Annotated in this window: 21 protein-coding genes; 9 read left to right on the top strand and 12 right to left on the bottom strand. The window is 45.3% G+C overall.

From position 1 onward, the window contains the following. Positions 1–64: 64 nt before the first annotated feature. Both BUA34_RS01185 and BUA34_RS01180 read right to left on the bottom strand, forming a co-directional pair. On the bottom strand, positions 65–361 hold the full coding sequence (locus BUA34_RS01185) for an STAS domain-containing protein (protein ID WP_072826918.1): 297 nt from the start codon (positions 359–361) through the stop codon (positions 65–67). A gap of 26 nt (positions 362–387) precedes the next feature. Next, complete coding sequence (locus tag BUA34_RS01180) at positions 388–801, bottom strand: ATP-binding protein (RefSeq protein ID WP_072826917.1); 414 nt, start codon at positions 799–801, stop codon at positions 388–390. Positions 802–926: 125 nt separating this feature from the next. On the opposite strand from BUA34_RS01180, the gene BUA34_RS01175 reads away from it, so the two are divergent. Continuing rightward, positions 927–1,412, top strand: a complete 486-nt coding sequence (locus tag BUA34_RS01175; RefSeq protein WP_072826916.1) for an NUDIX hydrolase — start codon at positions 927–929, stop codon at positions 1,410–1,412. 159 nt (positions 1,413–1,571) lie between these two features. Here BUA34_RS01175 and BUA34_RS01170 read toward each other — a convergent pair whose 3' ends face one another. Together BUA34_RS01170 and BUA34_RS01165 are read right to left on the bottom strand one after the other, a co-directional pair. After that, positions 1,572–2,087: an LptE family protein gene (locus BUA34_RS01170; protein ID WP_072827175.1), complete on the bottom strand. Its 516-nt coding sequence runs from the start codon at positions 2,085–2,087 to the stop codon at positions 1,572–1,574. A gap of 69 nt (positions 2,088–2,156) precedes the next feature. Next, positions 2,157–4,919 carry a fibro-slime domain-containing protein gene (locus BUA34_RS01165; protein WP_083579694.1) on the bottom strand — a complete coding sequence of 921 codons (2,763 nt, stop codon included), beginning with the start codon at positions 4,917–4,919 and terminating at the stop codon, positions 2,157–2,159. A 204-nt stretch (positions 4,920–5,123) separates the two neighbouring features. On the opposite strand from BUA34_RS01165, the gene BUA34_RS01160 reads away from it, so the two are divergent. Beyond that, positions 5,124–5,741 (top strand): hypothetical protein, encoded by a 618-nt coding sequence (locus BUA34_RS01160; protein ID WP_072826914.1) that lies wholly within the window; start codon positions 5,124–5,126, stop codon positions 5,739–5,741. Positions 5,742–5,792: 51 nt separating this feature from the next. Here the strand turns inward: BUA34_RS01160 and BUA34_RS01155 are convergent, their stop codons facing one another. Beyond that, a complete protein-coding gene (locus BUA34_RS01155) occupies positions 5,793–6,140 on the bottom strand; it encodes a hypothetical protein (protein WP_072826913.1) in 348 nt (115 codons plus the stop codon). A gap of 120 nt (positions 6,141–6,260) precedes the next feature. On the opposite strand from BUA34_RS01155, the gene BUA34_RS15820 reads away from it, so the two are divergent. Further along, complete coding sequence (locus tag BUA34_RS15820) at positions 6,261–6,425, top strand: hypothetical protein (protein WP_175545402.1); 165 nt, start codon at positions 6,261–6,263, stop codon at positions 6,423–6,425. Positions 6,426–6,705: 280 nt separating this feature from the next. On the opposite strand, the gene pgk is transcribed toward BUA34_RS15820, so the two are convergent. Further along, positions 6,706–7,962 (bottom strand): phosphoglycerate kinase, encoded by a 1,257-nt coding sequence (pgk, locus tag BUA34_RS01150; protein ID WP_072826912.1) that lies wholly within the window; start codon positions 7,960–7,962, stop codon positions 6,706–6,708. 287 nt (positions 7,963–8,249) lie between these two features. Here pgk and BUA34_RS01145 point away from each other — a divergent pair, with 287 nt between their 5' ends. Together BUA34_RS01145 and folB are read left to right on the top strand one after the other, a co-directional pair. Beyond that, complete coding sequence (locus BUA34_RS01145; protein WP_072826911.1) at positions 8,250–9,290, top strand: hypothetical protein; 1,041 nt, start codon at positions 8,250–8,252, stop codon at positions 9,288–9,290. Next, positions 9,284–9,652, top strand: coding sequence for a dihydroneopterin aldolase (gene folB, locus BUA34_RS01140; protein ID WP_254794265.1), 369 nt, complete (start codon positions 9,284–9,286; stop codon positions 9,650–9,652). Before BUA34_RS01145 ends, folB begins: the two co-directional genes overlap by 7 nt. 61 nt (positions 9,653–9,713) lie before the next feature. Here the strand turns inward: folB and BUA34_RS01135 are convergent, their stop codons facing one another. Continuing rightward, positions 9,714–11,243 (bottom strand): YifB family Mg chelatase-like AAA ATPase, encoded by a 1,530-nt coding sequence (locus BUA34_RS01135; RefSeq protein ID WP_072826910.1) that lies wholly within the window; start codon positions 11,241–11,243, stop codon positions 9,714–9,716. 12 nt (positions 11,244–11,255) lie between these two features. After that, a complete protein-coding gene (locus BUA34_RS01130; RefSeq protein ID WP_139255847.1) occupies positions 11,256–11,588 on the bottom strand; it encodes a SpoVG family protein in 333 nt (110 codons plus the stop codon). A 368-nt stretch (positions 11,589–11,956) separates the two neighbouring features. On the opposite strand from BUA34_RS01130, the gene BUA34_RS01125 reads away from it, so the two are divergent. Beyond that, positions 11,957–12,487: a carbohydrate-binding family 9-like protein gene (locus BUA34_RS01125; protein WP_254794264.1), complete on the top strand. Its 531-nt coding sequence runs from the start codon at positions 11,957–11,959 to the stop codon at positions 12,485–12,487. A 39-nt stretch (positions 12,488–12,526) separates the two neighbouring features. Here BUA34_RS01125 and BUA34_RS01120 read toward each other — a convergent pair whose 3' ends face one another. After that, positions 12,527–13,282: an acyl-[acyl-carrier-protein] thioesterase gene (locus tag BUA34_RS01120; protein ID WP_072827173.1), complete on the bottom strand. Its 756-nt coding sequence runs from the start codon at positions 13,280–13,282 to the stop codon at positions 12,527–12,529. A gap of 34 nt (positions 13,283–13,316) precedes the next feature. Here BUA34_RS01120 and BUA34_RS01115 point away from each other — a divergent pair, with 34 nt between their 5' ends. Beyond that, entirely contained in the window at positions 13,317–13,868 is a 552-nt protein-coding gene (locus BUA34_RS01115) for a pseudouridine synthase (protein ID WP_072826908.1), read from the top strand. On the opposite strand, the gene BUA34_RS01110 is transcribed toward BUA34_RS01115, so the two are convergent. Further along, complete coding sequence (locus BUA34_RS01110; RefSeq protein WP_072826907.1) at positions 13,861–15,060, bottom strand: hypothetical protein; 1,200 nt, start codon at positions 15,058–15,060, stop codon at positions 13,861–13,863. The two genes, BUA34_RS01115 and BUA34_RS01110, sit on opposite strands and share 8 nt — an antisense overlap. 4 nt (positions 15,061–15,064) lie before the next feature. Continuing rightward, positions 15,065–15,910 carry a DUF4423 domain-containing protein gene (locus BUA34_RS01105; RefSeq protein WP_072826906.1) on the bottom strand — a complete coding sequence of 282 codons (846 nt, stop codon included), beginning with the start codon at positions 15,908–15,910 and terminating at the stop codon, positions 15,065–15,067. A gap of 179 nt (positions 15,911–16,089) precedes the next feature. Here BUA34_RS01105 and BUA34_RS01100 point away from each other — a divergent pair, with 179 nt between their 5' ends. Together BUA34_RS01100 and BUA34_RS01095 are read left to right on the top strand one after the other, a co-directional pair. Then, the gene (locus tag BUA34_RS01100) at positions 16,090–17,823 is read left to right on the top strand and encodes an arabinofuranosidase catalytic domain-containing protein (protein WP_072826905.1); all 1,734 of its coding nucleotides are present in this window, start codon (positions 16,090–16,092) and stop codon (positions 17,821–17,823) included. A 103-nt stretch (positions 17,824–17,926) separates the two neighbouring features. After that, the gene (locus BUA34_RS01095; protein WP_072826904.1) at positions 17,927–18,556 is read left to right on the top strand and encodes a hypothetical protein; all 630 of its coding nucleotides are present in this window, start codon (positions 17,927–17,929) and stop codon (positions 18,554–18,556) included. A gap of 71 nt (positions 18,557–18,627) precedes the next feature. Here BUA34_RS01095 and BUA34_RS01090 read toward each other — a convergent pair whose 3' ends face one another. Next, positions 18,628–20,547 carry a S8/S53 family peptidase gene (locus BUA34_RS01090; protein WP_139255846.1) on the bottom strand — a complete coding sequence of 640 codons (1,920 nt, stop codon included), beginning with the start codon at positions 20,545–20,547 and terminating at the stop codon, positions 18,628–18,630. Between the last annotated feature and the right edge of the window lie 161 nt (positions 20,548–20,708).

Genomic DNA, 20,708 nt, shown 5'->3' with positions numbered 1-20,708 from the left:
ACAAAAAACGGCACCGCACAGGTGCCGTTTTTTTTAACATCCATACAAACTATGCATTCAGATTTTAGACAACCGTCAAAATATCTGAAAATCCCGTCACCTCAAAAATTTCTTTTATTTCATCACATACGTTCTTGATAACCATCGTGCCTTGCTTATTCATAACCTTCTGCGCAGCAAGCATAACACGCAAGCCTGCCGAAGATATATACGTCAGCTTAGCAAAATTAAATTCCAAGTCCGTAACACCATCCAACTTGCCTTGAATCTCAGATTCGAGCAAAGGCGCAGTCATAGTGTCCAAACGACCTTCTAGGGCAAATGACACCTTGGATGCATCCACATTTTTTTCGATTTTCATTCTAGCCTCGATTTTAGTTTAATAAATTAAGTCAGTTTTTTTACAACTGTTAAAACATTCTTTTGGCCATCGCGTTTGTATTCAACGCCGTCCATAATTTTCTTCACAAGAAAAATTCCAAGCCCACCAATTTCGCGATCTTCCGCCGAAAGTGTCACGTCCGGATCAGCCTTCGAAAGCGGATCATACGCTACACCTTCATCAATAAATGTCAACTTTGCGGTTAACACATCCTCGTTCACATGCAGGATGAGTTTCATATTTGCAGATCCCGAATAACGAACAACATTACTAAACAACTCATCAATGGCAACGCCAATTTGCGTAACAGCTTTCATTGACGGATGATAGGGTTCTAGAGAACTTTCAACAAACTCAGTAAGAGCCCTGACATTTTCGAACTTCGAATCAACTACAATTTCTTTAACGCAATTTTGCATAGTCCTAGTCGCATGTTTTGTAAAACATACAATAATTATACATTTATCTCGCAAGAAATGTCAATTTTTTTAGCAGGAACGCTCCCAAAAGCTTTATTTTACAAACAATTCTATATTTGAGCAGTATGATCAACACAACCCTCTGCTATATCGAACAAGACAACAAATACCTGTTGCTCCACCGAGTCAAGAAAAAAAACGACATCAACAAGGACAAGTGGATCGGCATCGGTGGCAAGTTCGAAGAATGGGAATCCCCCGAGGACTGCATCCACCGCGAGGCGCTCGAAGAAACCGGACTCACATTGATACACCCCAAATACCGCGGCATTGTCACGTTCATCAGCGACGGCATGGACCAGACCGAATTCATGCATCTCTTTACAGCAACTGAATTTACGGGTTCGCTCAAGGACTGCAACGAGGGCGTACTGGAATGGGTGGACAAGCAAAAAGTGAAGGAACTCCCCCACTGGGACGGAGACTTGATATTCCTTGCGCTACTCGAACGAGGAGAGCCGTTCTTCTCACTAAAGCTGACTTATAAAGGGAGTACGCTTACGGAAGCTTTGCTCAACGAAAAAAAAGTCACACTCCAGGAATTCCTCTAAAGAAATATTTTACACTATTTTTCGGTATAATTTGATATTAGGGGCTTAACAAAACACATTAAAATAAGCATATTTGTAATACTCCAAACCAACCCCAGACTCGGCAAGATGTGCCTTCAAGCGATATTGCCGAGTCGCTTTTTTTATTACCCTTTTCTATTACCACTTGGCAAGAGCGTTCGAGACTATCAAGTCCTGGAGTTTTTCAACGGCACGCGTCTGGCCATGGCGGTCCTCGGTCTCGTTAGCTTGGACGTCATAGACTCCATCAGCAGAAAGCGACTTGCTTTCATAGATGATTCTTTCTTTTACGTTATCGTAAAACTTTACTTCAACACGTATTGTAACACGATAAGTTTCCACATCGCTATTGCTATTATAGTTTTCAGGCTTGTTCGAATAGCTTAACAAAGTAATTTCAAAATCAGCATTGGCATCATTGTTCACCAAGCGCACACCGCCAGCATTGCGCTTGAACATATCGACAACAGCTGTATGGATGTTGTTCGCAAGTACCGGGTCAAGAGTCTTGTCATCGACCTCATGAATGTTGACGGTCTTGATATGGCTCGGAAGCGTACTTGCGGTAAAGCTATAGCAGCCCGAAAAAACACTAGTCAACACAGCAAGCATCAAGGCAACAAACAAGCGAGAAATAAACTTACGGTAAAGCATATTCACAATGTAGAAAAACACCCCGCAGCGTAAAGCCACAGGGTGTTCAAAACTCTACAGAACTATGCCTTATTTTTTCTGAGTTCTGCGGTAACCACGTCTAATCGTTTCGGTAGTACGCTGGAACGGCATGGTCATAGTCGTCGGGTTGTTACCATTACTTTCGTAGCAGTAAGTGTAAGCATCCTTCACAACCGTCATCTGGTACACATACGGACCCGTTGCAAGCAAGCGACCCTTATCCGTTACCGGATACATCTTGATTGTGGCAAGCATAGCACCCGTTGCACCATACATCGGCGTATCACCGCAGCCTGGCATCTTAAGACCAGCCGACTGAGTAGAAGAACGCAGACCATTCAAAGCGTTTTCGAATTCTTCCTTAGTCACGCGCTTATTGTACTGGTTCACAAAGTGACCCAAGTGGTCAAACACGCGAATGTTCACATGGAACGGCTGAGTCGTCGGGAAAGACCAACTTGTGCAAGTTTCATTACTCTTTTTGCCCGGGACATTTGCAGAACCATCGTTATAGCAGAGAGTCTTGTTTTCATTCTGGCCTGCACCATACACAACAGAGGAGCCCACCGGCAAAGCAGTTGCACCCTGCGGACCAGATATCATAAGCGTTTCAGCATTGTCCTTAGCCCACTTGAGCGGGTCAGAATTGCTTACAGCCGGAATCGGAGTCAAAACAAGGTCAGCAGTCATGTCCGTCGGGAGCGTGCCGCTACCAGCAATGTCTGTAAGCGTTTGAGCTTCAGCGGTAAAGTCCGGACGGTCAAATGCCGGATCATCAGGAATAACAGGAGTCTGAGCGACAGCAGTATAAGAAATCTTACCCCACTTTTCGCGTTCATCGAAACCTTCCACATGCTTACCAGAAGAAGCAGCCACATAGAAGTTCACCTTCTGGGACCAAGCCATCAACTGAGCCCATTCCTGAGCCGTGTAGTTACCGCCATTGCCGTCGTCATTAAGACCCTGGCTGTACGGAACGTTAAATGCCAAGCGGTCATCGCCCAAAAGGCCACCATCGATAACATTGCCATTCAAATCCTTCACGACACCTTCGAACTGGTACATCAAACCAGCAGCACCCTTGTCAATCGGGCCTGTCATCGTAGTTACATAGAAGCCATAGACCATCGTCACAACAGAATCCTGGCCCGTAATCGTCTTAAGCGGTGTACCATCAGGACCAAGCACAGTGATGTTGCGCAAAACAACCATAGACGGAACATTCGGATTGTTGATAGCAACAAGGCTAGAGTCAGCAAGCGGAACGTTCATGTACATGCTGTTATGAGAAATACCGTTTTCGTCCACCTTCACAACGACATCGTTCACCGTGGGCTGGCCATAGCGAGACGGAGCGAGTTCGGCAAGAGACGTGCGGATGTAAATGTTGGAACCATCGGATTGACGGTCAGCATAGAAGAAGTGCAAATGATGCCAAGTATCATCAGCCCAACCTGTTGCATCAGAAGCACCCAAGCAGTTTGTATAAGTAGCGAGAGGTTCACCTGCATGGCAACCATGGTTGTTCACAGCCAAAGTCTGGATATTGACCTTACCCGGAGCAGACAAGTGCGTACCGCCCAAGTCCACAACGAGCACACCATCCACGAAAATCCACATGTCATCGTCACCAGCGAATTCGAACACTTCCGGTGTCGGAATCTGGTTGGACTGCTTGTACTTAAAGCTAGCATAACCCATCATAGTAAAGGCGTAGTTACGGAGATGCTTCATGCCCAGTTTACCAGGGTGAGTGGCATCGTACATCACAGCAGCCTGCCAAGCAGCACTATGGCCAGAACCAGCCGAATTCGTGGCACGCGGACCACCCTGATTCAGCCATTCCTTGCAAAGTTCAAAGGTATTATTGCCCAAGAAGTCTGCCTGGTTATTCGCATACTGATAGTTATAAGGCGGGCAGAAAATGGAAAGCGTCTGCGGTTCAAACTGGTCACAAACACCGTTCGGCTGAATCGAAGCGTTACAGGGCTTGTTCATCACCCATTCTCTTGTAGTCGGGTTGATGCTATCCAGCGGAGAGTAACCACCATTATTATAGTTATAGTCGTAGACGTAGTATTTGGAATTCGGGTCTTTCGGAATATCCATCGTCGTATTCACGCGCTTGTTTTGACCCGGCACATCAACATACCACTGTTCAAAGAACTGGTTATCACAATACAAATTCGCTCTTTGAATGATAACGCCGTCATACATATCCAGTTTTTCACCATCCATCTTGGTGAAAAGCAAATAAGGCATCACCATTCCAGGAGTGTAAATAACCGGGTTAGACCAGTTCGTATTTCCAGCAGGGCACTTGTAGCCACTCACGTCATCTTTTGCGTTTTCGTAACCACGCAAAGTCACATCTGCACCGGTAACAGCATCTTTAGTCTTCTGGTTACATTCACCATATTTCAAGACCGGACCAAGAGATGTGTTCTGCAAATATCCTGGCAAAGAAAGATTAGCCTTCATCGGAAGACCATCAACGCCAATTTGGGTACCGAAACCATACTTTTCAAATGCATTCATGTTTCCACAGGTATTGTGGAGAGATGAGTTTCCATACCACACAGCATCGTAACCGAAGGCGTTCATTGCAGCGCCAGTAGCTGTTCTGTAGTTATAAATTTCGTTGATATGATTGACAGATTCTTCGGAGAAGTTTTCAAAGTCAGGGTGATTCGGCTGGAAATCGCGAATAACAATATCCAACGTACGGACATCCTGGGCAGCCGTTTGTGCAAAACCAACTACGGAGCAACCAAACAGAGCACCGAGAGTAATCCATCTATAAAATTTCATAATAGTCCAATCTCCACCTAATAATAGGTTACAACAATTCCACCTAAATATAAACCAATTAAAGTCAAATGAGGTTCGATGATAATGCAAAATATATGTAAAAACGTAATATATTTTACTTATCCTGAAAACATACGTATAATATGTGCAAAAACACCTAAAGGACCACCCCTTTTTTAGACGGATTAACTATTTTTTCCGCCCATGAATTGGTCCATTGTATTCTTCGTTGTCATGATGCTTTTGCTCTTGCGCATTTTGCGCCTGAGAATCCGCGCCAACAGCACCCGTTCGGAATCATTCAAGAAGCTTCCGCCCAAAGACCAGCTTGCCGTGCTCAAGGAATGCCTCCTGAACAACCCTTCCGAGGCAAATTTAAGGAATCTTGCCGATTTTTCAAAGCGCACATCGCTTGAAATCGACGTTGAAAGCTACCGTCCGTTCCTCAAGTCGCAGTTGGAAATTTTCGATCGCAAGGATGCCATCGCCGAAGACAACGAACTTTACGCCAAAGAATGTGAGTGGATGGACAAAATCACGCCCACTGAATTCGAAGAAGCCAAAGCGTTCAAGCAAGAAAACGAGACACAGAAATTTATCGAGCGCACTCTCGAAGGAATCGCCCGCCTGTACTCCGACGACGCCATTTTGAACGCACTGTCGGAACTTGCACCGGACTATCCGCACGCAAACAAGCTCGTCGAAAGCTACCGCGCACTCATGCAAGCCCGCGACGAAAGCCTCGCTGACGACAAGTCACTCGAAAAACTTCGCAAGCAAAAAGAAGCCTGGGAAGAAGACCTGCTGAACGTGAGAATATAGACTAGGCTTTCAATTTTGTCATGCTGAGGGCAAAAAGCCCGAAGCATCCAGTTATTTTTCCAAAAAGTCCAGCGCTTCGCCGGCAAGTTCCACGCAACGGTTGCACGGGATAATCTTATTCGGGCGGATTTCCTGACATTTGGTGCAATTCTGCGCCCCACGCTTAAAGACTTCTTCAATCGCTTCGGCATGGTCCGGCTGCATCATCTTCGCTGCATAAAGCGCACCACACAAGCCATCAGGAGCCTTGCCACCGCCAAAAGCACGGAACATTTCGGCAGCCTTCACAGCCTCTTCTTCGGATTTGCCCGTTGCACGGGCATAGCCATAAGCTACAGCCATGGCACAATTACCACGCTTATCTGCATGAAATTTCTTCGAAAATTCGGCAATCGACATAAATGCTCCTTTGCTAAAGACACTGTAAATCTACAAAAATCATGTAAAAACGATCTCTTTAAATGTCATTCCCGCCCCCGAGCGGGAACCTCCTTTTCAAATGATTTTTATATTCATTACATGCCTAACGAAAACAACGACATCAAGAATCTCGACCTCGACCAACTCATCGGCAACATGAGTTCCATCAACAGCGAAGACTACTGGTTCACCAAAGTCTCAAAAATCGAGGAACACGACGAAACCGCCGAGCCAAAGCCGGATTCACAACAAAATCAGAAATAAAAAAAGAAACCCTCGCGCAAACGAGAGTCTCTATAAAATCCAATTTTTTGCGCAAGCGCAAAATTCTAGGCTCGGAAATGCGAACGCAAGCGTTCGCGCTTCACTCGCCTTACGAATTTTTTCTTAGAGGCGAGTAGAAACAAAAGACCCTGCAAAAACTTGCAGGGTTTTAAAGTCAGGAATTTTTTCAGTTGCGAGCAGAGCAAGGCCGCAGACCCGAAGCCGTACAAAACGTACGGCGAGAGGTCGAGAACGCCGCTATGCGAAGCAAATGGAAAAATTACTTATCAGTAAGCACAGCGACGCCCGGAAGAACCTTACCTTCGAGGAGTTCGAGCGAAGCGCCACCACCCGTAGAGGTGTGGGTCACCTTCTTGTCAGCGCCGTACTTCTTGGCAGCCGTAGCGGTATCGCCACCACCGATCACGGTGATTGCGCCAGCAGCGGTAGCTTCGACGATAGCGTCGGCCATAGCCTTGGTGGCCTTTTCGAAGGCTTCGAATTCGAACACTCCTGCAGGACCGTTCCAGACGATGGTCTTAGCGGACTTGATAGCGTTCACGAAGAGCTTGGTGGATTCAGCGCCCACATCGAGGCCCATCCAGCCAGCCGGAATGCCTTCGGCGTCAGAAACAGCCTTGGTAGCAGCGTCGGCAGCAAACTTGTCAGCAGCGATGTAGTCGACCGGGAGGATGATTTCCTTGCCAGCAGCCTTAGCCTTAGCCATGAGATCCGGAACGAGCTTGGCGCCTTCTTCGTCAAACAAAGAAGAACCGATTTCGATGTTGTTGAGGACCTTCTTGAAGGTGAAAGCCATGCCACCGCCGATGATAATCTTGTCGGCCTTGTCGAGGAGGTTGTTGATGAGCTGGATCTTGTCAGCGACCTTGGCACCGCCGAGGATGGCGAGGAACGGACGCGGAGGATTGTTGAGCACCTGGTCGAATGCCTTGAGTTCCTTGTTCATGAGGAAGCCAGCGGCACGCTGCGGAAGTTCAACACCAGTCATGGAAGAGTGGTCGCGGTGAGCGGTACCGAAAGCGTCGTTCACATAAACGTCAGCGAGCTTGGTGAGGCTTGCGCGGAATGCCTTGACGGCTTCCTTGTCGGCCTTTTCCTTAGTTTCGGTGCCATCAGCGTTCTTGATCTTGCGCTTGCCTTCTTCTTCGATGTGGAAGCGGAGGTTTTCGAGGAGGATGATTTCACCCGGCTTGATAGCAGCGCAGGCAGCTTCGACTTCCGGACCCACGCAGTCGGAGAGGAACTTCACCGGCTTCTTGATGAGTTCTTCGAGCTTCTTTGCAACCGGAGCGAGTGTGTACTTCATGTTCTTTTCGCCATTCGGGCGTCCCAGGTGGGAAGCGAGCACGACGGCTGCACCCTTGTCGAGAGCGTACTGGATGGTCGGGAGAGCGGCTTCGATACGCTTGGTGTTGGTGATTTCGCCAGTCACCTTGTCCTGCGGAACGTTGAAGTCAACACGGATGAACACGCGCTTGCCGGCGAGTTCGAGATCTTCGATAGAAAGCTTTGCCATTATAGCACCTTCTTTTTAGGGTTAAAAATTACGGAAACAAATATAGCAATAAGAACTTAGTTGGTAGAACTTAGAGCTTAGAAATAGTAAACAACAGCGCGCTTCTTGTAAACGGATATTTACAAACAAAACGTAAAAGAGTAAAATTAACTCACATTTTTATCACACCAACAATTTATTAGCCCCAAAGTTGGTTCTTATCGAGAAAAAAAATTATATAATTTACTATTGGTGTTTTTTTTATATATTTTTTTCCAAAAAAAATTGGAATACTCGGAGTAGAAACGATGAAGCGTTCTTTTTTATTGGCCCTTTGCCTTTCCGCAGCTGCAGCATTCGCTGGAGTTTATGATATCGCTGATTTTACGGCTAAAGATGCCGTTATGTCTGACAATCAAGTTTTTGCCGCCAACGGTGGTCAGCCGTTAAGCACTGCAAGTGTCGAAGAAGCATCGGCCGTTCCGGCCGGCAATATCGTCTTGCGCCAGAAATTCGCTCAAGAATCCGGTCTTAACGCTTACCAGCTTTACATCGGCAGCGTTGGTGATGTTTCTTCCATGACCGCCTTGAGCGTTCCTACAGGAACCTCCTACAGCGACGTTGTTAAGGCTAAGCTTTATGCACGCCGCGGTATGAAGCCGGGTGACGATGCCGAAAAGGTCTATTTCGATGGTAAGTTTGTTTACCTCCCTGGTGCAACATCTGCAGTCGCATTCGTTAACGGTGTTCAAATCGATCTTAAGAATGAAGCTCCGGCAACCCAAAGCGCAGCAGCACCGCAACAGGAATGTGATGAATTCGATGTTTCTTGCGATGAAGACATCATTGCAATGAAGAAGAACAAGAACGTCGATGTTTCGGGCGATTTGAACCAGTCTAATTCTTATGCCGACTCTCGCGATTACTCCGCATCCGCAGCAGCACAAGACGTTAAGGACCGTTTCGGTATTGCTGACGAAGTCCGCTTCTGGAGCGCAGTCGCTCTCTCGGCAGTAGCAGCAGGTAGTGCAGTTGTTGGCGTGCTCCAGCACATGAAGTCCAGCGAAGCAAACAAAGCCTATAAGGATCTTGAAAAGGTTGCCAACACTGTTGAAGGCAAGATCAAGGAAGCTTGCGGTACAGTCAACAATCCTGACAAGTGCGTGGCATTCTTCAAGACTACCACAGCAGACAAAGCCTTCATGTTTGACAACTGGAATTACGTAAACATTCAACAGAGAATGAAAGTCAACAAGGACACCAAGGATTCTTACGCAATGGGCCGCAATATCTGGTTCGGCGTAACAGCACTTTCTTTGACAACAGCTATCGTATTGTTCGCATGGTAATAGAACAAGGGCGAATCCGACTCAAAGATCTTCAATTTGATTGTATTGTAGGCATACTCCCCTACGAACGCGAACACGAGCAACCAATCATATTGAACCTAACCCTTTGGTTGGACTTTGCCAAAGCTGCACAAACAGAAGATTTAAACGAATCTATCGATTATGCAAAGTTGGCGGAAGAACTAAAAGGGTTCATCCGCCTTTCTTCTTTTAAGCTCGTCGAAACTCTTGTGGTAAAGACTGCTGAATACGTTCTAGAACATTATCCTAAAGCTAACGCAGTCGAAGTATCCGTCGCAAAGCCACAAGCTGTTCCCGGTTGCCTAGGGGCAGAAGCAAGCGTTAAATTAATTAGGAGTTAGGACTTCGGAATTAAGAATTAAAGCAACTCCGAATTCATAATTCCGAACTCCGAATTAGTCCCTAGCCTTTAAATGCACGGTAGCGCAAGGCTTCGGACAAGTCCATGACGTCTACGGCAAATGCGCCACGCAGATCAGCAATCGTGCGCGCGACTTTTAACAACCTAAAATATCCGCGCGCACTCAATTCCATTTTGGCAGCAGCTGACACAGCAAATCGTTCCACATCCGGATTCATCGCTGCAAATTTTCGAGCATATTCCGAAGACATTTCTGCATTGGATTTAAAAGGCAAATTGCGGAAACGTTCACGCTGGACAGCTCGTGCTGCACACACGCGTCTGCGAATATCTGCAGACGACTCCCCTCGCCCTTTTACCGCAAACATTGCGGCATCTACAGGCGGCACGCTCACCTGAATATCAATACGGTCTAACAGCGGGCCCGAGATTTTTTCACGATAACGTTTACGAGCCTCAGGCAAGCAAGTACATTCGCGTTTCGGATCCATCGAATAACCGCAAGGACACGGATTCATTGCAGCCCCCATCATAAAACGCGCAGGCCAAACCACCGTTCCACTTGCACGACTTACCGATATTTCACCTTCTTCCATCGGCTCGCGTAACGCTTCCAACACGCTCCGGTTAAATTCCGGCAACTCATCTAGGAACAACACGCCGTTATGGGCTAAACTCGCCTCCCCCGGCAAAAGCCGCGTACCACCGCCTACTAGCGAAACCATCGAAGCCGAATGATGTGGAGAACGGAACGGCCTTGCCATCACCGGTTTAAAATCATCCGAATCACCAGCTCGCCTCGCACAAGAATGAATACGTGTCGTTTCTAGAATTTCCTGTTCAGTCATCTCGGGCAAAATTCCAGGCAAGCATTTCGCACAAAGTGTCTTACCTGCACCTGGTGAACCCACAAGCAAAAAATTATGCGCCCCAGCAGCAGCAACTTCAAGAGCTCGCTTTACAGCGTCCATTCCGACAACATTTTTAAAGTCAGGAACTTTATCGTCAACATCCACGCGGTACGAAGCAATTCCCTTTGCAATTTTCACATCTTGATTTGAATTGCGCTCCAAGATTTCAACACATTCACCGAGAGAATTAGCACAAACAAAATGAAGACCTTCCACCAGCGAGGCTTCTTGCATATTTCCTCGCGGAATGACAAGAACACAATCACGCTCTGCGACCAAATTCATTGCGATGGATAACACTCCACGGACAGGCTTCAACAAACCATCCAATGAAAGTTCACCCACAAAGACGTAACGATCTAATTGAGGAATCTCAATTTCACCCGTCGATACAAGCATGCCAATCGCTAGCGGAAGGTCTAAAGCACTCCCCTCCTTTCGCAGATCCGCTGGAGACAAATTAACCGTTGTACGGAAACCTGTTACCACTTTTCCGATGGAGCGTATCGCCGAAACGACACGTTCTCGAGATTCCCTTACCGCATTGTCTGGCAGCCCAACAAGCGTAAAACCAGGTAAACCCTGAGCTGCATCAACTTCGACACTAACAGGAACAGCCTTTATTCCAAACAAGCAATAAGAACGGATTCTGCGAAACAATTTTCACCTACCTTATGCTACTGCGGCCTGGTATTTTTCGAGCACACAATTTTCGATATGTTCACGAAGTTGACGCGTAATCGGCAAGCATACGGTACGATAGTCTTCGCCCTTGTAGAACGTATCGATCGGATAACCGACAAACATTCCATTTTCACCGTCCATCACGCGAAGCCCACGAATCTGAATTTGGTCATTCAGCACAATCGTTGCAAGGCCTTTCATATGCCCGAGATTTGCGCCCTCCTTAAACGGGAACACTTGAACGTTCGTCACAGCAAGGCAATCAAAAGCCGGAGACATGGTGGGGATAGTCGATGTTTTCTTTTCTGTTTTTTCAGCCATTTTGGCCTCCTATTTTTTGAAGATTAGCCGCAGTCGAATACACTCGCATTCATGCGGAATCGCCACACATAATGCAAAACGCGTGCCAATCACAAAATTGGCGATTTTGAGCAAATTTCGCCATTTCTTTTCTAGAAAAAAAGTGATTAATCGATTTAATCACTGATTAATCAGTCATTTTAATTCATATAAGTTAATTAAATTCAATACTTTATCCACATTAAATTAAAGCTATAAAATAAGGTCAATAGACATTAGCCAATGGTCATTAGAAAATCTTTAGTTTCAATAATCAACTATTGACTAATAACCAATAACTAACTACCAATAACTTTTTCTAATTTCTATTCATGCTTTTAAAACCGAATATGAAATGGACGGCCAACCAGGGAATTATCCACCCGATGGTCACAGCCGAGTTTTCGCAAACCCCAAACAGCGCTATCGTCAAATTCACAATTGAAGAACCCGTAGATTGCTACCGCGCAGCCGTTCAAGAAGATAACGGACGAAGCTGGGAAGATTCCTGTGTGGAAATCTTTTTGCAGAACCCCGCCAATCCAGTTGAGTATTTCAACTTCGAAACGACAAGCCGAGGCTTTGTACTTGCCGCCCGCGGAACCGGTCGCGAAAACAGACAAACGCTCCCATTCGAAGCTATTGCGAAGATTAAACGCTCAGGCACAGCGCCAAGCATCCAAGACGATTCCGTTTATTGGACAATGACTGTTGAAATTCCTGCCGAGATTTTTGGAATTAAAGCGTTTGAGGCGCCCATCCGCGGAAACCTCTATAAGTGCGCCGATAAAGCAAATACGCCCCACTACTTGAGCGCATTCCGCATAGAAACAGAAAAGCCGGATTTTCACCGGCCAGAATTCTTTGATGTTTTAGGATAAAAGGCGATTCCGGCTCGGGGGCCGGAATGACAGACTCAGCTACATCATTCTGAGTTTCATCTCGAAAACGGCGCGGTCCGTTTCATCGAGAATGCGCATGTAAGTAGCACCATTGTGGTCTGCACGGAAAATTCTCATCGTCTGCCCTTCCTCGGACTCGCCCAAGTAATGAACTTCGAGTTCTGACGGAATGCAGAGTTCCAAATCCGAAGCGCTAAACACGTTCAATGCAAGCTTCACATACTCGATGTTGTTCATGTGGTGCGACATATCGATATGCTGCGGCAACACTTTTTGCTGATAAACTTCTTCGTATTCTTCGGGTTTAACATTAAAGCGATCAAAATCATCCGTCATAAACGCTTCAGGGAAACCTTCTGTCGGGAAGTCCACCGAAGAAAGCCGCATCGGGCGATGGCGATCGAGACTCAAGCAGCACATTTCTTGTTTTGCAAAAATAATCGGTTCGCCTTCAATCGTCGTAATCGCAGTATTTTCATTCAAACGAATCAGTTGATTATCCGCCGGGAAAGACGTCGTCACAACCTTGTCGCGCCAGTACGGGCGTTTGAGGAACTTGAACTTAGCCTTGTAAACGACCCAAAAGCCGCCCTTTTCCTTCACCACAAAATTGTCCATTTTCATGGCGCCAAAATTCTCGGTAATATTATCCTGGATCATGAGCACCGTTTGAGCAAGTCCCATTTTACCAGACACATCAATATAAGCCGAAGTAATCGTTCTCGGCTTCTGAAACACTAGCGGATTTTTCGACAATGCGTAAATATCAATCATGGTTTTAATATAATTTTTTTTATCATTTGCGCAAATGTCGACCGTTATTATTTTCAACAAGCCATTCGGCGTTTTAAGCCAGTTTACTCCAGAATCGGGCCACCCCGCTCTGGATACTTTTGGATTTCCGCCGGGAGTGTATGCAGCAGGCCGCCTCGACCACGACAGCGAGGGGGCTTTACTCCTGACCGATAACGGCAAGCTCATCAAAAAACTCCTGGACCCCAAATACGAGCATCCGCGCACGTACTTGGCACAGGTCGACGGTCAGATTACCGAAGAAGCTGTTCGCAAACTTTCCAAAGGCGTCGACATCAAAGGTTACCACACCAAACCCTGCAAGGCAGAAATCGTCGAAGCCCCGGACTGGATTTGGAACCGCAACCCGCCGGTACGCTTCCGCGCAAACATTCCCACCAGTTGGGTAAAACTTACACTTATCGAAGGCAAGAACCGACAAGTGCGCCATATGACCGCAGCCGTGGGCTTCCCTACACTGCGTCTAGTCCGCGTGCAAATCGGGAACATTCCGCTTGGAAACTTAAAGCCCGGTGAATGGCGTATAGTTACAGATAAAGTTATTTAGTGATAAAATCACTCGGTTTGACACCATATAGTGTAACATCATCAAACCAGAATTCAGTATCGTCGTAGGCGGCTATCGAAATTGTTGTCACCGCCTTGCTAATAACCTCCCAGCCAAGGTTACCATAAAGGTCGTCGCGCGGCTTGAAGTCTGAAGGCTTTATACTGTAACGTTTCCACTCATCACTCGTCTTGAGCGTATCGTAAGCCAAAGTTTTTCCTTCGGTATTTGACGAGCCAAGCGTCTCGAGCGTAATCGAGATGACACCGTTTCCGCGAGCATAGTAGACAATGGAATCAATAGCAGACAAGTCACACGGAGATTCTTCCTTGCAAATCCAAATTCCATAGAACGACCAATTTCCATGCCTTGCCGAAGATTCCCAGTGGATAGCGTTCCCTTCGCGGCCCGCTCCGGCTTCCACGATAAATTCCTCAATATCTTTGCGAGTTTCAGGCACCGTCGCCACTTCGGGGGTAACCATCACACTCGTATTCGTAGCGGACATGTAACCCGCCTCGCGGATTCCAAGTTCCCTGATAATAAACTGCGCATCTGCAGATTCAAAATCCAGCACCTTGATAGAATCCGGTTCAAACGCGTAGACATTCGAGCGCGTATCCTCGCCAGCACCAACCAACGCCGATTGTTCGACAACGCTATCACCCACAATGACGCGCAAGTCGTATTCATACGGCGGGAGCGAATCCATCTCGTAGAATCCCTCGCCATCGGTCTTTACCAGACGATCGGAGCCATACACCTGAACCCAAGCGTAGTCAACGCCTGCCGGCAGATAAACCCTTCCTTGCACGCTTCCCATCTTTTCGAGAACGAATCGCACGGAATCACCTTCGCGTACATCATCAGCAAGGATTTTCCTAAAAACACCTTCACCTTCATTGAGAATTTCAATCGTCACCGAATCGACATCAAGACCGTTCAAACGAATATATCCCAATGAATCAGCAACGTATTCTGCAAGGAATTCTTCTACAGAATCAGACTCAACGTTGCGAATAAAATCCACAGCACGAACGCGGGCCACCACATTTGATGCCGGTAGCGAGTCACTGCGAACAACCTGAATCAAAAAAGCATTTTGCGTTTCAACAGAACTAATGCCCGATACATTTCTATCGGAGCAGGCGCAAAGCGCAATTAACACGAGAAGTAAAAGCAACTTTTTCATCGTTTTACTCCTCCTTCTTGGCGCTATCACCACCGGAAATGTCTGCTACCGGGTATAGTGCAAATACGAACTGCATCGCGCGATTCACATTTTTCACCTCTGCAGTCCTTTTTTGAACTTGCCGTCTAAATTCAAGAGTCATTTCATTCAAATCGTCAAAGCACTCATCGTCTACACCCACCAAGAGTGATGATATATTACGCTTGGCAGGTTCCACCGCAACAAGGGCATTCTGCGCCAAAGCCAAAAGTTGGTTTTGATAACTGCGAATGGCGGCAGTCTTTACAGCAGAACCCTCTGAAGTAAAATTAGCAACAGTCGTTGCATAACGTTCCGACGCAAGCGGTGTTATCAGTTTTAAATCCTTGAGAACCTTTATAGCTTCGCGCACTTGGTCCTCGGAAACTGTCGGTGAAATCTGTTTTACTAACCGTGAGACTTCGGCATGGCCACCATTCATTTCGATAAGAGCCCGCACTACAGGAATCCACCACTTGCTCAAGAACAGATATTCGCTAGCATTGAACTTGCGCAAATCCACATCCTGGAGCGAAAGCGCCATCTTATAAAGCTTGTCTTTTTTTGCAGGAGATTTCGTCTTGGAGGCAGCCACTAAAATCTCGAAAATTTCACCATTGCGGCCTTTCAAATCCAGCAAGTTTTTTGCCAAGGGAATACTGCGACTTGGCAAATGGAGATCCTTATTCAACACGCGGAACATTTGACTCGTTTCGAGCCCAAGCTTTTGCCCCATCATTTTATAGGAATACAGCGGCATATCCAGTTTGCGCTGGGTATAATAATTCTTGAGCAAATCCCTGTAATCACTGATTTCGTTAATGTTCAGCATAGGCAAATTCTCGAAAAATACAATTGTCCAATCAAAAAAATAATCTATTACTTGCCCAAAAGCTCTTAAAGAATATATCGCCTTTGATAAAATATCAATGGAATCTTATAAAGCACCCGTTCATTTTTGCTTTTTCTAGAAATATTTTTCTGTTAGAATACAACCAAGGGGATATTTGGATGATTAACAACACACTTACGTCTGTTGCAGCTTTTGTTGTGGCTGCAGCAGTTTCTCAGGCAATCGCGGAAGGCCCATGCGACATTTACGCAAAGGCAAAAACACCATGCGTTGCCGCCCACAGCTTGACACGCGCGCTCTACTCCAGCTACAACGGGAATCTTTACCAGGTCCGCCGTGCCGACGGCGAAACCAAGGACATTCCGGTCGAGACCATGGGAGGTTATGTCAAATCTTCCGTGCAAGACGACTTTTGTGCAGGTTCCAAATGCACAATTTCGATCATTTATGACCAGAGTAGTTACAAAAACGATTTGAAAAAATCGCCTCCCGTCTTTTGGCTTAAAGAAGGCGGCAGAGAAGCCATCGCCGACAGGGCGCCCATCTACATCAACGGTCGAAAGGCGTACGGCTTTTATCGCGACGCGTGGTCTTCTACAGGTTACCGCAACAACGAAACCAAAGGTGTCGCTACCGGTGACGAAGAAGAATCCATGTACATGGTGGTCGATGGCAGGCACTACAATGACATGTGCTGTTTCAACTACGGAAACGCTGAAACAACCGGCAATGACGACGGCCCAGGAACCATGGAATGTATTTATTTCGGTGACGACAAGGATTGGGGCGGTCCTGGACAAGGCACAGGCCCATGGGTCGCCGCCGACTTGGAAGACGGCGTATTCAAAGGCAACGATGCCGGATACATGTGGGGCAGAACACATACTACCCCATGGCCAGATGCACAAACAATTGATGCCGACTACGCTACAGCCATGCTCAAAGGACCGAACGACGGCACATTCAAACTGAAAGGCGGCAGTGCGCAAGAAGGAAAGCTCACCACTATGTGGGATGGTCCCCGCAAGCAAGGCTATAGTCCGCGCAAGCTCCAAGGCGCCATTGTCCTCGGCAACGGCGGTGACGGCAGCGATGGCGGCGCAGGAACATTCTTCGAAGGTTGCATGACGATTGGCAACCCGCCAGATTCCATTGACGATAAAGTCCAGGCAAATATTGTTGCCGCTGGTTACGGAAGCAAAATTGAGCTCAAGAAGCCTGATCCGATTGAACCGTTTAAGGATACGCTTACCATCCCGGGAAAAATCGAAGCAGAAAACTACGACAAGGGCGGCAACGGTCAGGGATTCCTGGACAGCGATATCGAAAACGAAAACAGCCTCTACCGCGATGACAACGCAGGCCTCGACAGCGCAGAAGGCGCCATCATTTACGGCTGGGGTTATGCCGATGACTGGTTACGTTACACGGTAAAAGCGTCCAAAAACGACTCGCTCACGCTCACGGCGCGCGTCGCCTCCCCAAGCGATAGCACATTCTTCTCCGTACTCGTTGACGAAAAGAACGTCGCCACCGTGATGGTCCCGAACACCGGTGACTGGAAGAAATTCGAAACGGTTACAGTCTCCGTGCCTGCAATTGCGGAAGGGGCACATGTGCTAAAAATAAAGATTGACAAGCCCTACTTCAATCTTGACTGGATTGAATTTGCAGTCGCCACATCCCAAACAGAATCCATCAAGTTTACAAGGCAAGCCGCAGCATCGCAAGTCTACACAGTTTACGATGTCCTTGGAAACCGTGTTACCTCATTCCAAGCAAACGAAAACGCTATACGTAACATTTGGGACAAAGTCCGCATAAATATGCCAGGCGGCATTTACGTCATCAAGACGATGAACAAAACCATTCGAATTTCAAATATAAAATAATACACCTCAAACCAAACTCACTTAAGTAGGTTTCGCAAGAAGCCTACTTTTCAATTATATAAAATTTTACTATTATTTTAATACAACCTAAAAAGGAGATTCTATGAAAAAAGTTTTATCGATTTCACTTGTTTTAGCTGCATTTGTACTTTCTAGCTGCGCTGTTCTTATGGGTACAAGGATGCAACCCATCGTTCTTGGAGATATGCTCATATACGTCCGCGTATCAACAGCAAAAGCATTCATTGCAACAGGAATGCCCGAGAAACTCGAAATTGACACCCCATTCGATGCCAATGGCAGGTTCTATTACAAAAATGCCGTTCACGACACCACTAAAGGTATCGCCTCAGTTACATTAAATGATGAAGAATTAGAAATGAGCATGATACTCGCATCATACAGTAAAGCAGCACAAAACAATCCTGAAGTTTTCCAAAACGATATAAGCGATTCTTTAAAGACAACCAGAATTTTTTCTGCTTACGATGCACTTTTCAAAGATTGTACAAATGAAAACCTAGTCGATGCCGACTATAATTCCGAAAAGAAGTATACTTACAGATGCTACAAAATAACACATGATGACGGAACGCCAGAGGACATGTGTCTCGCATCAAGATTAACAAAACAGGGAAACATTCTCCTTGTCATCATGCGAAGCTTCGCTTTCGGCACAAGTGTTAGAAACGAGCTTTTGGATGCCATTGAAAGCGTAGAATTCAAGGAATAATTTTTCAAAATAACGAATAAAAAACATCCCGCCGGTTTTACCGACGGGATGTTTTGCATTCATCTAAACGATTACGCAGCCAAATCAAAGCCCAAAATCATTTGGCCATAATTTTCAGCTTCATCATCATCTTCATAAAGAACGATACGAACTACGATATAATCAGAATGTGCGGTAAATGCAACCTTTTCAAAGGCATTTGAACCATCAGCAGAAAAGTCAGCAGCACTAGAATTGTTTCTTGTATCAATATTATTCACATCATTACCTTCATAAATATAAAGGTCGAAATCTTGAGGAATCTTGCCAAGTTTCGCAATATCATCACCACTGCTCAACCATGAAATTGCAGCCCTAACATATCTTGTCGTAAAATCAGAAAGATTTACAACAAATCGTATTTCCTTTTTATTAGAACCACTATAATTTTTCATCAACTTATTCACATCACCAATCCAGAAACGAGAATCATGCATACATCCATAATTTGGATTTCCTCGTCCCGGCAATAAGCTGAAATAAGTAGGAGCATTAGAAGCACTAGCGCTCGTCAACAACACAGATTTGACAACTTCAGGATGTCTACGATAAAACGCATTGGTTGCCAAAAGATCAGAAACCATCCCTGCAGTATAAGCAGCAGCGGCTTCAGTACCGTCATAATACGGATCTTGTGCAGAAGTTGCCCCTGATGCAGAAGTATACTTTCTACCAATATCAGTCTTCCTTTCACCTTCATCAAAATAGAAATGGGAGTAATTATAAATTTCCGGTTTTGCAGAACCATTCACATAATCAGGATAAGTAGACTGTGCGTTACATTTGCCAATCCCTTTTTTGCAATACCTAGGAGTATTAGTAGGCGTATAAGCTGTAATCTTTTTTGTCGATTGATTAATAGCACCAACTGTAATAGCGTTTGCAGCATGGGCTTCATAAACAAAGTTCTTATTATTTGCAGATGCATTTCCGGCAGCTACAATTTCTACAGTACGATTATCATATATGAAGTTATCTAAATTTCGAGCAGTATTTGTATAATACAGACCTTTAGAAGTGCCTCCTTGCTTACCTTTACGGATTCGAAGACCCATATAAACGTTATCGTCTTCATAATATTCAGAAGAACCGATATAGACATTCGAATTTTTAGATGAATTCTTTATAATTTTATATGCTTTCGACACATCCATTTCATGTCCAGGGACAAAATTATAACTGGACGATGGTGTCTGAACATATTCAATGTAATCATTATGAGCCATCTTAATTGGCGTTGCATACGAAGGCATGTAAATACCAACTTTAGACCATTCAGGCAGCCATTCAGAATACGGTTGATAATCAATAACCCAACCATAATCTAAGCTATTTTGGTCTCCATACCAACTTTCAATGGACAATCTAGAAGAATGAGTTGCATTTCTTCTTATTGGTGCAAAATTACTATAATAGAGTTGTTCGCCATCTCCATAAGGTGATACTCGTTTTGGATTCGAGAAATTGAAATTATACTTAGATACGTCATACCCATTATTAACTGTATTTGAGTTCATATCCGTCTTACGAACAAAAGACGTAGCAGACGATCTAGATATATTTTTAAAATAACGATTCGACTTATCTATAAAGCCTTTTTCACCATCATACAACTTTTTTCCATAAGCTACGGCCGCGCTATATACAGGATTTGGATTGTACACTTGCAGATAATAGTAATCATCATTGTGGTTAGACCAACCACGACTAAAATAAGCGCCTTCCATAGCTTTTGCATTTTTCAAAAGGCCCGATGCCCTTTTTGCAAGCGCATGATTTTCCAATGACGAACCAACTTTTTGTTCATTTTTCTTAATCTTGGAATAATCTATATCTCTATAGACCATCGGCGAGTTCATTTTACTGCCACGGCGGCCAAGAACGTCATAGTTCATAGAAGCTGCGAACGCCCCTACACAGCCAACAGCCATAATTAAAGTTAACTTCTTCATACATCTCCTTTATTTGAAGTTAACGAAATATAATAACTCCAATTACAACTTTATTTACAATAATACTACAACTTTTATATAAAATAATCAATTTACCTTATACTAACAATTTATACAAAATATCACGACATATAAACAAATTAATAACAAAACAAATTGCA

Origin of the sequence: Fibrobacter sp. UWB12, assembly GCF_900142485.1 — a bacterium.
GTDB lineage: Bacteria > Fibrobacterota > Fibrobacteria > Fibrobacterales > Fibrobacteraceae > Fibrobacter.
This window is presented reverse-complemented; position numbering and strand designations above follow the sequence as displayed.